This is a genomic window from Streptomyces sp. NPDC005761 (genome assembly GCF_040630635.1).
Taxonomy (GTDB): domain Bacteria; phylum Actinomycetota; class Actinomycetes; order Streptomycetales; family Streptomycetaceae; genus Streptomyces.
The window spans coordinates 59,669-72,332 of record NZ_JBEXXX010000032.1 but is presented as its reverse complement, the minus strand read 5'-3'; the positions used below and the strand labels follow the sequence as shown (position 1 = coordinate 72,332).

The 12,664-nt window shown below is 70.9% G+C and carries 8 protein-coding genes; 4 read left to right on the top strand and 4 right to left on the bottom strand.

Going from position 1 to position 12,664, the window contains the following annotated elements; genetic code table 11:
- Nucleotides 1-52 precede the first annotated feature (52 nt).
- On the top strand, nt 53-841 hold the full coding sequence (locus ABZ434_RS25845) for a sugar phosphate isomerase/epimerase family protein (RefSeq protein ID WP_359141432.1): 789 nt from the start codon (nt 53-55) through the stop codon (nt 839-841).
- A gap of 21 nt (nt 842-862) precedes the next feature.
- Here ABZ434_RS25845 and ABZ434_RS25840 read toward each other — a convergent pair whose 3' ends face one another.
- Nucleotides 863-1,759 (bottom strand): EamA family transporter, encoded by an 897-nt coding sequence (locus ABZ434_RS25840; RefSeq protein WP_359141429.1) that lies wholly within the window; start codon nt 1,757-1,759, stop codon nt 863-865.
- A gap of 100 nt (nt 1,760-1,859) precedes the next feature.
- Between ABZ434_RS25840 and ABZ434_RS25835 the strand changes: the two genes are divergently transcribed.
- Nucleotides 1,860-2,768, top strand: a complete 909-nt coding sequence (locus tag ABZ434_RS25835) for a LysR substrate-binding domain-containing protein (protein WP_359141427.1) — start codon at nt 1,860-1,862, stop codon at nt 2,766-2,768.
- Between the two features lie 7 nt (nt 2,769-2,775).
- Here ABZ434_RS25835 and ABZ434_RS25830 read toward each other — a convergent pair whose 3' ends face one another.
- Both ABZ434_RS25830 and ABZ434_RS25825 read right to left on the bottom strand, forming a co-directional pair.
- Complete coding sequence (locus tag ABZ434_RS25830) at nt 2,776-3,897, bottom strand: hypothetical protein (RefSeq protein WP_359141424.1); 1,122 nt, start codon at nt 3,895-3,897, stop codon at nt 2,776-2,778.
- Nucleotides 3,898-3,914: 17 nt separating this feature from the next.
- Nucleotides 3,915-6,332, bottom strand: a complete 2,418-nt coding sequence (locus ABZ434_RS25825; RefSeq protein ID WP_359141421.1) for a hypothetical protein — start codon at nt 6,330-6,332, stop codon at nt 3,915-3,917.
- Nucleotides 6,333-6,735: 403 nt separating this feature from the next.
- On the opposite strand from ABZ434_RS25825, the gene ABZ434_RS25820 reads away from it, so the two are divergent.
- Both ABZ434_RS25820 and ABZ434_RS25815 read left to right on the top strand, forming a co-directional pair.
- Entirely contained in the window at nt 6,736-8,580 is a 1,845-nt protein-coding gene (locus ABZ434_RS25820; protein WP_359141418.1) for a glycoside hydrolase family 3 protein, read from the top strand.
- A gap of 222 nt (nt 8,581-8,802) precedes the next feature.
- Entirely contained in the window at nt 8,803-11,130 is a 2,328-nt protein-coding gene (locus ABZ434_RS25815) for a SpoIIE family protein phosphatase (protein WP_359141415.1), read from the top strand.
- Nucleotides 11,131-11,148: 18 nt separating this feature from the next.
- On the opposite strand, the gene ABZ434_RS25810 is transcribed toward ABZ434_RS25815, so the two are convergent.
- On the bottom strand, nt 11,149-12,624 hold the full coding sequence (locus ABZ434_RS25810; protein WP_359141412.1) for a S28 family serine protease: 1,476 nt from the start codon (nt 12,622-12,624) through the stop codon (nt 11,149-11,151).
- Nucleotides 12,625-12,664: the final 40 nt, after the last annotated feature.

The following is a 12,664-nucleotide window of genomic DNA, read 5'->3' as shown; positions in this document are numbered from 1 at the left end:
GCCCCGGTCCGTACGGTGCAGGGGCACGAACCGACACGGAAGGGACACGCACGTGAAGCTCGCTTTCTCCACCCTCGGGGTTCCGGGGCTGCCGATGGCCGAGGTCGTCCGGCTGGCCGCCGAGCACGGCTACCAGGGGGTGGAGCTGCGCGCCCACCCCGAGGAGCCGGTGCACCCCGGGCTGTCGAAGGCCGAACGGGGCGATGTGGTCGCCGCGTTCGAGCGGGGCGGGGTCGAGATCCTGACCGTGGCCGGTTACGTACGGACCGCCGCCGAGGGGGACGACCAGCCGGTGCTGGACGAGCTCGCCGGGCTGGTCGAGCTGGCCCGGGACCTGGGGGCGCGGAACGTCCGGGTCTTTCCGGGCGGTGGCGACCAGAAGCCCGCCACCGCTGACGCGACCGCCGCCCGCCGGCTGGCCGCCGCAGCTCCCTACGCCGCCGACCTGGGTGTACGCATCCTGCTGGAGACCCACGACTCCCACCGCGCGGGGGCCGATGTGGCCCGGGTGGTCGGCACGGTGGGGCACGGGAGCATCGGCGCGCTGTGGGACGTCATGCACACCTGGCTGGCGGGTGAGGAACCGGTGGCGAGCCATGCGGTGCTGGCCCCGCACCTGGGATACGTACAGGTGAAGGACATCGCTTCCACCGAGGACACCACGCCGGTGGCACTCGGTGCGGGGGTGCTGCCGCTGCGGGCGTGCCTGGACACGCTCGACGCGGACGACTGGGTCTGCTGGGAGTACGAGAAGCGCTGGTACCCGCAGGCGGCGGAGCTGCCCGGGATGCTTGCCGCGGGGCGCGAGCACCTGTTGCGGCTGGGTGCGCCGAAACAGTAGGGCGGCCCGGGAGCCGGCCCCTCAGACGACGGGGGCCGGCTCCGGCACGGGCCCCCGGGTCCGCTGTGCCCCGGCGAACGAGGTGAGCGCCACCCCGCCCACCAGCAGCGCGGCCGCGCACCACCGCAGCGGACTCACCGACTCGTCGAGCAGCAGCGCGGCCGACGACATCCCGAAGACCGGCACGAGCAAGGTGAACGGGGCGACGGACGAGGCCTGGTAGCGGCTCAGCAGGAAGCCCCATGCCCCGAAGCCGAAGATCGTGACGACCCAGGCGACGTACACGATGATTCCGGCGCCGCTCCAGTCCAGAGCGCCGAGCGCCTCCCGGTCGCGGTCCCAGCCCTCGAAGACCAAGGAGAGGCCGAGGAGCGGCAGGACGGGCACGGTCGAGACCCACACCATGAAGTTGAGGGAGTCGGGCGGGGCGGCCCTGCGGGTCAGGACGTTCGACACGCCCCAGCAGGCCGCTGCGGCGATCACCAGGACGAAGGCGAGCACGGGCCCGCTCGCCCCCTCGTCGACGGCGGCCACCCCGATGCCGGCCAGGGCCACCGCCATCCCCGCCAGCTTCGCCTTCCCCGGCCGTTCCGCCAGCACGATCGCCGCGAAGAGCGCGGTGAAGACCGCCTGCACCTGGAGGACCAGGGAGGAGAGTCCGGCACCCATCCCCCGGTCCATCCCGATGAAGAGCAGGCCGAACTTGGCCACGCCCAGTGCCAGCCCCACCCCCACGATCCATTTCCACGCCACCTTGGGCCGGCCGACGAAGAACACCGCGGGCAGGGCCGCGACGAGGAAGCGCAGGGCGGAGAAGAGCAGCGGCGGGAAGTGGTCGAGCCCGAGCTCGATGACGACGAAGTTGACGCCCCAGAGGGCGGTCACCAGGACGGCCAGGGCGATGTGGAGGGGACGCATGCACCGAGGGTCGCGCGTGCGGACCATGTAGCACCAGCGCGGATTTCTTCATGGTGAAATTGAGCGTTGCTAATGAATCGACGGAACCCCGGAGGCTCCGGTGCTCGACCTCGCCCGGCTGCGCGCCCTGCACGCCATCTCCGTCCACGGCTCCGTCGCGCGTGCGGCCGCCGCGCTCGGCTACACGCCGTCGGCGGTCTCGCAGCAGATCACCAAGCTGGAGCGGGAGACCCGCACGACGCTGCTGGAGCGGCGCGGCCGAGGGGTCGCGCTCACCGAGGAGGCGGTTCGTCTGGCCTCCACCGCCCAGGAGTTGCTGGCGATCGTGGAGCGGGCCGAGACCTCACTGGAGGAGCGCCGGGGGCTGCCGACGGGCCGGCTGTCGATCGGCGCGTTCGCCTCGGCGGCGCGCGGGCTGCTGCCCGGGGTGCTGGCGGAGCTGGGCCGCGAGCACCCCGAGCTCGACGTGCGGCTGACCGAGGTCGACCCGCACCTCTCGGTGGACCTGGTGGCCAAGGGCGTGATCGACCTGGCCGTCGCGCACGACTGGGACATCGCCCCGCTGCCCGCTCCGGAGGGGGTGGCGCAGGCGGTGATCGGGGAGGACCGGTGCGATCTGCTGGTGCCCGCGGGCCACCGGCTGGCGGGGCGGGACGGGGTGCGGCGCGAGGAGCTCGCGAAGGAGCGGTGGATCTGCCAGCCGCCGGGGACGGTCTGCCACGACTGGCTCGTACGGACGCTGCGCACGGCGGGCTACGAGCCGGACATCCGCCACCAGGCGGAGGAGAACCACACCCAGCTCGCCCTGCTGGCAGCCGGTCTCGGGGTCGCGATGATCCCCCGCCTGGGGCGCGGGCCGCTGCCGGACGGGGTGGTGGCGGTGCGGATCGATCCCGTACCGGTGCGGCGGCTGTACGCGCTGTGGCGCACGGAGGCGGCCCGCCGCCCGGCGATCACAGCGGCCGTCTCGGCGCTTCAGGCGCATGGGGCGGGCGTGGGGCTGCGGTGACGTCCGCTCAGATCGCTCCCGACTCCCTGAGGCGGCCCAGCGCGGCCACGCTGCGCGGGTCGATGTCCGTGGAGAGGTCCAGGAAGCGCTCGGCGTCCTCGGCGGCGAATCCGCGGAGCACGTACTGCTCCGCGAGGTCCACGGCCCAGGGGGCGAGGTCGACCGGCTCCCGGCTCGCTGCGCAGAGCCAGGAGAACATCTGACCGGCGAGCCATGCGCCGATGCGCGTCGTCCACCGCTCGGCGAAGTCGACGCAGGTCTCCAGGCCCATGCGTTCGGCCTCACGGCGCACTTCGGCCAGGCGCTCCCGGGTGACGGTCCGCGGGTGCGGCGTGAGTGCCCGCAGCAGCATCCTCACGCGGACCCAGTCGGGCGGAACCTCCGGTTCCTCATCCCCCCTGGTCACCATCTCGGGCGGGGGCTCGGGGACGGCCGCCCGCCGGGCCGGCAGAAGCGCCTCCAGCGCGGCGCGGACAGCGGCGACGTTCTCCCGGTTGATCGCGGCCTGAACCCATCGGCCGTCCATTCCCCAGGCATCGGCCAGGCCGCGCACCGCCGGTGGCAGCAAGGGGGCCTCGTCCTCCTGGGGCTGTTGGCCCAGCGCGCGATTGCGCGGTTTGCGCAGCATCATGAGCGGTTCGCGGACGACCTGCCGGTCTTCACGGTCCAGCGTGTCGTCGACCACGAGACGAAGCAGCGCCGCCTCGCCGTGCGGCGCGCCGAGTTCGGACAACAAGCGCACCGCGGGATGGGCCGGCAAGGTCGTCCTCACCCAGCGTTCAGCCAGGTCGGCCGCGCGCGCGGGTTCCCGCAGCCCGGTGCTTTCCAGCCGCTCCCTCAGGGTTTCCAGCAGATGCTGCAGTGTGGAAGCCCGGCGTTCCCGGTCACGCTCCTGAGCGAAGAGCTCCTGCTGCTCCTGGGTCAGCGGCGCATGCGGTTCAGGAACCTCCGTGCTCCGGTACTGCTCCCACAGCTCGTCCGTCCAGTCGTCCGGTCTGGCGCGCAGCACATGCTCTTCCGCCTCTGTGCGCTCGTACAGGTCCCACAGTTCGTCCGTCCACTCGGCCGACGGCGGCTCGTACGCGTCGAGCGCTGCCGCCAAGGCCTCCAGATCCGACCGCTCACTCATGACTCCGCCGCCTTGCCTCACGAAACTCCCAAGTATTCCATCGCCGTCTTGGGATCCTTCAACTTGCCGGTCATGCGTGCCTCGTACTTCTCGCTGTCGCTCTTGGCGTTCCAGGCCTCGTCCATTCTCCTGAGCTGATCCGGGGAGAGGTCCTGGCCTGCGATACGCGCACCGACGTCGTTCTTGGCCATCTCGGTGGCAGGGGTGCCCTCGGGCCGCGACTTGTTCTTGTTGGACGGCTTGTTGAACCTGTCGAAGATCTTGTACCAGCCGTCGCGGCTCTCGATCTCGTAGCGGGCCTTCCTGCCGGGCTTCGCCTTCTGCCAGTCGCCGAGCCTCTGCACCTGGCCCGGGAGGGAGGGGGACGTCGTCGCCGTGCCGCGATTCTTCACTTCCACGATGTTCACCGTGCCGTCCTTCCCCCGGTACACGACGTCGGCGTCATCGATGCCCTCGATGTCGAACTCTCCACCGTTTCCGTCGTCGAGCTTCGTCTGCTTGAACTTGTCCCCGACAGCCGAGTAGACGACGGACCCTTCGGCTGCCTCGTGCCGAGCGACCCGGCCGACGGTGTTGGCCTCGGCCAGGTTCTCGGCAAGTTCATCGCTGCTCTTGGAGTTCAGCACCTTGGCGCCGAGCTTCTGGCGGCTCATTCCGTCGACGTTCTTCTGCCTCAGCAGCTCCGTCACGTCCTTGAGCGCGTCCGCCGCTTCCTTCTTGCCTATTTCCTTACGTGCCGGATCGGGATCGTCCTTGGCCCGGTCGAGGAGCCGCTTCAGCTCATCGTCCTGGAGGCGGACGCCCTCCCCCTTCGCCTGCTTCATCGCCTCGCGCAGCACTGCCTCCTGTGCGTCGAGGGCCTCCTGCTGGGCCTCCCGGGCGGACTTGACGGCCTCGTCGTCCGGACCGCACTCCGCGGCATTCGTACGGACGACGGTTCCGGTCCCGCCACCACGGAACACCGCTGGTGTGGCATGCAGCCCCTGGCCACCCGAGCGAACGCCTCCGCCGGCGGTCCGGGTGACAACTACGTGCCCCGGGGCCATCGCGATGTTCTTGCAGGCCTTCTTCTGGCTCTCACGCGCCTTCTCGGCCGCGTCGTCCGCGTGCTTCTGCGCCTCGTCGGCGAACTTCTGGGCCTCGCTCAGGTCCCCGCGCCTCGCCGCCTCGTCGGCCTTGCCGGCCGCTTCGGCTGCCCGTCCCACCGGCGTGTCCGGGAACTTCGGCTTCTTGATCTTGCCGAGCTTGGTGAACTTCTTGAAGGTCTTGGGGGAGAGAATGCCCACGACCCCGAGGATCGTGTTCCCGCCGGCCGCCCCGTAGTTGCCCTTCTTCCAGTTCTCCTTGTCGACGAACATGTCGATACCCAGGTCCTTGGCGAAGCCGAGCCCCTTCTTCGTGCCCTCCCAGGCGGCACCGAGCTTGTCCCCCTTCTTCCACTTCTCGGAGACGCCGCCGCCCTTCTTCTTCCACCAGTCCTTGGTGTAGCCCGTCAGGCCGTTCCAGCTGTCCGTGACCACCTTCTTGGGATTGGTGACCAGCGCGAACGTGTCATTGACGAGCCCGGTGAACGGAGCGACGAAGAAACCCCGGGTGTGATCCCACCAACTGCGGTCATGCCGCTCGTCGGGGATCAACGGCTCATCGGGGTCGTCCTTGAAGTCGTCGTTGTCGACCTCGCGCTCCAGCGGGCCGGGCGCGACCGGGCGGGTGCCACCGTCACTGCTCACCACGACTACATCGCCCGCATCACCCGAACCATCGGTGCCGCCCGAAGCGTCTGTGTCGCCCGAACCGCCACCGGAGCCGGTCCCGCCGCCCGCGTCACCGGTCTCCGCCGGATCCCCCGCTTCCACATCCGCGCCACCGCCACCCCCGCAGTCGCCGCCCCCGCCGATCCGGCACACCTGGGCGCCGATCTTCCCCGTCAGCTCCTGGCCGATCCCCGTCGCCACCAGCCCCCCGACGACCGCCACGACCACCAGGACGAGGCCCAGGTACTCCATGGCCGTCTGACCCAGATCACGCCGCCACAGAATCATCCGCTCGACACGGAAGGCCCTCGGCATCTCGCGCTGCCCGACCGGCAACGCCAACCAGTCGCGCAGCTCCGGCTTGCGCAGCAACACCAGCACCGCGACCGGAATGGCCGTCTGCGTGAACCCGCGGTAGTCCATGTGCAGCAGCGACACGAAAGACAGCCACAGCAACCAGCACTGCACCGCCACCAGGCCGCGCGCCACCCACACGCCGCCCCGCACCGCACGCCGGGCCAGCACCACGCCGACCACGCTCGGCAGCGAGTCGTACACCAGCACGCCGAGGAGCTCGCCGTTGACGTACGACACCATCGACAGCACGGTCATCACGTAGAGCAGGGTCAGCCCGGCCTGGACCCACTGCAGCCCCTGAACCCACAGCAAAGACCTCGGCAACGGGACGTACCCCGCACCCGACGGGCCGTCAGCCCCCGCCCCCGGCCCGCGATCTGCCCCACCTGCGGCAACAGATCTCACCCCCGCGTTCGCCGCGCGTTCGACGGACTCCGCCCAACCCCCACCCGCACCATTCATACTCGTACACTAATGCGAATATCGTGAGTTCCGCATGGGCCCCTGGGCCCAACGACCAGCAGATGTGCCCCAGTTCACGTGCGCGGCCGTCCCGCTCGCCGCAAGTGCGTCCCGGCCACCCCCTCAACCCCGGACCGGTTTCGGGTCCGGGGGCGCGCTCAAAACGGTCCGGACCCTTGACCGGAAGTTATTTTCTGGATATCCGTGATCCTTGGAAGTTTCTTTCACCACCCCCTCGTCATCGAGTACGGCCGAAGGAGCTCACGTGCACGACCGCACCTCCAGACGCACCCTCCTCACCGCCACCGCGGCGACCGCCGTCGCGGCGGCAGCGGGCATGGCAGTCGCCCCCGGCGCCGTCGCCGCCCAGAAGTCCGCAAGCAGCAGTCACACCTCCGCCGCCACCACCCGTCGGCTGAAGCGGCTCATCTCCCGGATGAGCCTGGAGGAGAAGGTCGGCCAGCTCTTCGTCATGCGGGTCTACGGGCACTCCGCGACCGAGCCCGACCAGGCGGACATCGACGCCAACCTCGCCGAGATCGGGGTGCGTACCGCCGCCGAGATGATCGCCAAGTACCACGTGGGCGGCATCATCTACTTCGCGTGGGCGCACAACACCCGTGACCCGCACCAGATCGCCGAGCTCTCCAACGGCATCCAGCGGGCCGCGCAGGCCGGGCCCAACTCCGTCCCGCTCCTCATCTCCACCGACCAGGAGCACGGCATCGTCTGCCGGGTCGGCGAGCCGGCCACCCTGATGCCGGGCGCGATGGCGCTGGGCGCGGGCGGGTCACGTTCCGACGCGCGGCAGGCCGGGCAGATCGCGGGCGCCGAACTGGCGGCGATCGGCATCCGGCAGAACTACGCGCCGGACGCGGACGTCAACGTCAATCCGGCCAACCCGGTGATCGGCGTGCGTTCCTTCGGCTCCGACCCGCAGTCCGTGGCCGGGATGGTCGCCGCCCAGGTGAAGGGGTATCAGAGCGCCGGAATCGCGTCCACGGCCAAGCACTTCCCGGGCCACGGCGACACCAGCACCGACAGCCACACGGGTCTCCCGGTGATCAACCACACCCGCGAGCAGTGGGCCGAGCTGGACGAGCCGCCGTTCCGGGCGGCGATCGCCGCAGGGATCGACTCGATCATGACGGCGCACATCGTGGTGCCCGCTCTCGACCCGGCGGAGGACCCGGCGACCCTGTCCAGGCCCATCCTCACCGGCATCCTGCGCGAGGAGCTCGGCTACGACGGCGTCGTGGTCACCGACTCGCTCGGCATGGAGGGCGTGCGGACGAAGTACGGCGACGAGCGGGTGCCGGTGCTGGCGCTGCAGGCGGGCGTGGACCAACTGCTCAACCCGCCGAGCCTGGAGGTGTCCTGGAACGCCCTCCTGGCGGCCGTCAAGAGCGGCGAGGTGAGTGAGGCCCGACTCGACGAATCGATCCTGCGCGTCCTGCGGCTGAAGACGAAGCTGGGGCTGTTCGACGACCCGTTCGTCAGTGAGCGGGGTGTGGACCGTACCGTCGGCACCCGGTCCCACCTCGCCGCCGCCGACCGGATCGCGGAGCACACCACCACTCTGCTGGCCAACACCGGTGGCCTGCTGCCGCTGTCGCGCCGCTCGCACAAGAACGTGCTGGTGGTGGGGGCCGATCCGGCCTCACCCTCCGGTACGACCGGGCCGCCGACCACCACCCTGGCCCAGGCATTCAACGAGCTGGGGTACGCGGCCACGGCCCTGTCCACCGGTACCGCCCCGACCAGGGCGGCCATCGACGCGGCGTTGGCGGCCGCGCAGGGCAAGGACGCGGTGGTCGTGGGGACGTACAACGTCTCGGCGACCAGTTCGCAGCGGACCCTGGTGAGCGAGCTGGCCGCGACCGGGGTCCCGGTGATCACGGTCGCGATCCGCAACCCCTACGACATCGCCAGGCTGACCGGGTACGCGGCAAGCCTGGCCTCGTACTCGTGGACCGATGTCGAGTTGCGGGCGGCCGTCCGGGTGATCGCCGGGCGGGCCGAGCCGGAGGGCAGGCTCCCGGTGCCGGTGCAGCGCGCGGACGATCCCACGCAGGTGCTGTATCCGGTGGGCTACGGGCTCACGTACTGACCAGCGGGTACTGACCGGCCGGTGAGGCCTCGGGCGGTGCGGGCGGCTCCGTGTCCGTACCGCCCGAAGGGCTGTTCCACGGGCGTCGGGCGAGCCGCCGTCCACCGGCCCGTGGGACGTCCCCGGTGGCGGACAGCCGGGGCAGGGCTGATTCTGGTGCCGTAGCCGTTGTCGCGCGGACGCCTGGCGCGGGTCCCGTCAGGGGGCGAAGGAGCTGGCGTGGTGGCTGATTCCCCCCTGATCGTCGTGGACGGCGGCGGCATCGTCACCGGCTGGAGCGCCGGCGCCGAGCAGCTCTTCGGGCTGCCGGCCGCCGATGCGACGGGGCGCCCCGTCGCGGACCTGCTGGCGGCCGGCGGGTGGCTGCGGAAGCGTGACGGGGCGGCAGGACTGTGGGTGCAGCCGCTGGCCGGGGCGGACTGGGGATGGGGGATCTGGGCGTCCGACGGGGACGTCGGAGCCGTCGGGCAGGCCCTCCTGGACATGATGTTCTCCCAGGCGTACGTCCCCGTCCGGGTGCTCGATCCGCACCTGCGTGTGATGCGCGCGAGCGTTCCGCCCACCGTCGGCGGGGACGGGCCCGAGGAGCTGCGGGGGCGGCTCTTCACCGAGTCGTGCGGCTTCGAGGAGCCCGATGCGGTGGACGCCTACCTGCGTGAGGTTCTGGAGACCGGTGTGCCCGGAATCCGCCGACTGTTCCACGCCCGCCCCGACACCGCGCCCGACGACGCCCCGGACCCCGGACCACGCCCAGCACCGGGCGGGCGACGCGCGCTGTCCGTCACGGCTCTCCGGCTCCAGCAGCGACCGGAGGACCCGGAGGGCGAGGCCGGCCCGGTCCTCGGAGTCGCCGTGTCCGTGACCGACGTGACCGAGGAGACCAGACACCGGCACCGGGAGGAAACCCTCACGGCGGTGCGCATCAACGTGGGCGCGACCCTCGACATCGAGGCCACCTGCCGGGAGCTCGTCGACACGCTGGTCCCCGCCTACGCCGATGTCGGCGTGGTCGAGGTCGTCGAGGCGCTCCTGCGCGGCGAGGCCCCCCAGCCCGGGCCGATGCGGGGCGACGTACCGATGCGGCGTGCCGCGTACAAGGGTCGGCCCGAACCGGTCCGCCAGGTGGGGGACGTCCGCACCCTCGTCCAGGGAACCCCCTATCTTCAGGCCCTGTCCGACCTGCGGGCGCGTCTGATCCCCCTGACGGGCGAACTCTGGGCCGACGTCGACCCGGAGCACGCGCGCGTCATCCGGGCCGCCGGTGCGCACTCGCTCCTGCTGGCGCCACTGACACTCCGCGGTGCGGCCCTCGGGCTGGTCAGCCTCTACCGGTACGGCGACTCGGAGCCGTTCACCGAGGAGGACATCCCGGTCGGGGCGGCGGTGGCCTCCCGGGCCGCGCTCGGTATCGACAACGCGCGCCGCTATGTGCACGAGTACACCGTCGTCAGCGCGCTCCGCAGAGCCCTGCTTCCGCAGCGGCAGGCGGAGCAGCCCGCCGTCCGGACGGAGCACCTGGTGCTGCCCGGACGCGACAGCACCAGCTGGTTCGACACGATCTCCCTGCCCGGGGCCCGGACCGCCCTGGTGATCGGGGAGGTGACCGAACACGGTATCCACGCGGCCACGGCCCTGGGTCAGTTGCGCACCGTCGTCCAGGCCCTCGCCGCGCTGGACCTGGAACCGGACGAGTTGATCGCCCGCGTGTACGACACCGCGTCGATGCTGGTGCAGGAGCGGAACCAGCTGCCGCCGGACCACCCGCTGCACCGCAGGCCGCTGTCCGCATCGTGCATGTACGCCGTCTACGACCCCTTCAGCGAGACGTGCGTCGTGGCCTCGGCCGGGCATCCCGCCCCGCTCGTCGTCGACCCGGAAGGCGCTGCCTGTCTCGCCGACGTGCCGGTGGGACCGCTTCTGGGCGCCGAGGACCGGGAGCTCGTGGCCGCTGCCACGGTGCCGCTGCGCGAGGGGAGCCTCCTCGCCCTGTACAGCAGCGCGTTGCGCGACTACGCCGAACCGTCCGCGGGGGTTCTGCGCGGGGCGCTCGCGCACCCGGACCGTCCGCTGTCGCGCCTGTGCGACGCGGCCGCGGACGCACTGCCCGACTCCCCCGAACTCCAGGGCTCCGTCCTGCTCCTGGCCCGGACCCGGACCATGCCCGCGGAGCGGTACGCCGTCTGGGAACTGCCGCACGACACGTCCGCACCGGCTGCCGCGCGCCGCCTGGTGTCCGAACGGCTGGCCGCCTGGAACGTCTCCGACGAAACCGGCGACGCGACCGAGCTGATCGTCAGCGAACTGGTGACCAACGCCGTGCGCTACGGAAGCCCGCCGGTGAGGCTTCGCCTCATCCTCGACCGCGGACTGACCTGCGAGATCTGGGACGGCAGCACCACCGCCCCGCACATGAAGTACGCCGGGGCGGTGGACGAGGGCGGGCGGGGGCTGTTCATCATCTCCCAGCTCGCCACCCTGTGGGGCACCCGTTACGCCCCACAGGGCAAGACCGTGTGGTCCGAGCAGACGCTGCCTCCCGACGGGGAGTGAGCGGCTGCGCCGGGTCCCCTACGGGCGCCTGGTGCCGAGCCGGTGCTCGGTCGTCAGGTCCTTCTTGTCGAGCCGCGCGTCGAACGTGGCGAGCGGCTTCGCCTTGGCCGGGTCCGCCTGGACCGCGGCCGGGGCGACGCCCGCCCAGCGCAGGATGGCCGCGGTGGCCTTGGCGTTCAGCGCAGGTGCCAGACCGGCGACGTTCGAGCCGTGGTTGCCTCCTGCCACCGTGAAGACGTAGCTGTCACGGGCGCCCGCGCCGAGCCGGAAGCGCTCGGCGCCCCACGGGTCGTTCTCCCCGTAGACGTACAGCATGTGGTTGGCGTGGTGCTTCACCCACGTGTCGACGTCCCGCATCACCGAGGGCTGGAACTTCATCGGGATGGAGCGTGGCACGAAGTTGCGCGGCGGCTGGTAGCCGTAGCGGCTCAGCTTGCCGAGCCAGGGCTGCTCGATGTCGGGCGAGCCGAGCTGGGTGCCGGCCTGGTAGTAGTACGGCGTGTAGTTCGCGAGCCCCTGGTCCGCGTAGGCGGAGAAGCCGGAGATCGAGTCGATCGAGTCCCAGATCGCCTGGTCGGGGGCGCTCTTCGCGTCGGCTGGAATGGAGTCGCAGTCCGCGAGCAGGCTGTACTGCCAGAACGCCCAGATGTAGTCCATGACCACGGCCTCGTAGGCCTTGTCCAGGGTGCCGACGGTGGTGAAGGTGTAGCCGTTGTCGGCGGCGTACTGCTCGTACTTCTTCTCCAGCGGCTCCCGGCGGACCAGCGCCTCGCGCTGTACGCCCTCCAGCCGGGTGCGGCACTCCTTGGTGCCGACGGTGGCGAAGAACCGGTCGTACGCCGAGTCCTCCTTGTTGACCACGTCGTTGGGCGCGACGTAGGCGACGACGCCGTCCATGTCCTTCGGGTAGAAGCGCTCGAAGTACGTGGCGGTCATGCCGCCCTTGGAACCGCCGGTGGTCAGCCAGTTCTTGGAGTAGATCCGCTTCAGCGCGGTGAAGACCCGGTGCTGGTCACTGGCCGCCTGCCAGATGTCGAGCTTGGACCAGTCGGCGGGCGACGGGCGCGACGGGGTGAAGAACCGGTACTCCAGCGAGACCTGGTTGCCGTCGATGATCCGGGTCGGCTCCGAGCGGCTGGGGTTGGTGGAGACGTTGTAGCCGCTGGTGTAGAAGACCGTCGGGCGGGACGTGTCCTTGTGCAGCAGGGTGATGCGCTGCTGGAACGTTCCCTTGGACGGGTGCCGGTGGTCGACCGGCTGGGTGTAGTTGAGTACGAAGTAGCGGTAACCCGCGTACGGCTTCTCCTCGATGAGACTCATGCCCGGGATGGCCAGGATGCGGTCCTTGATGTCCGTGCTCGTACCGCTGTCACCGACGGCGGAACGGACCGCGGCCGGTTCTGCGGCGGTGGCCGCTCCGGCCGAAGCACCCGTCGCACTCACTGTGCCGATCAGCACCGCGAGCGACAGGAACCCTCTGAGCGCCTTACGCATTCGCTGCCCTCCCCTTGATTCACAACAGACGTCGTGAACC

What these genes read in the sequence shown, in the direction of transcription:
- ABZ434_RS25830 (WP_359141424.1), bottom strand. Translation starts at nt 3,897, where the DNA reads ATGAGTGAGCGGTCGGATCTGGAGGCCTTGGCGGCAGCGCTCGACGCG.
- ABZ434_RS25840 (WP_359141429.1), bottom strand. Translation starts at nt 1,759, where the DNA reads ATGCGTCCCCTCCACATCGCCCTGGCCGTCCTGGTGACCGCCCTCTGG.
- ABZ434_RS25810 (WP_359141412.1), bottom strand. Translation starts at nt 12,624, where the DNA reads ATGCGTAAGGCGCTCAGAGGGTTCCTGTCGCTCGCGGTGCTGATCGGC.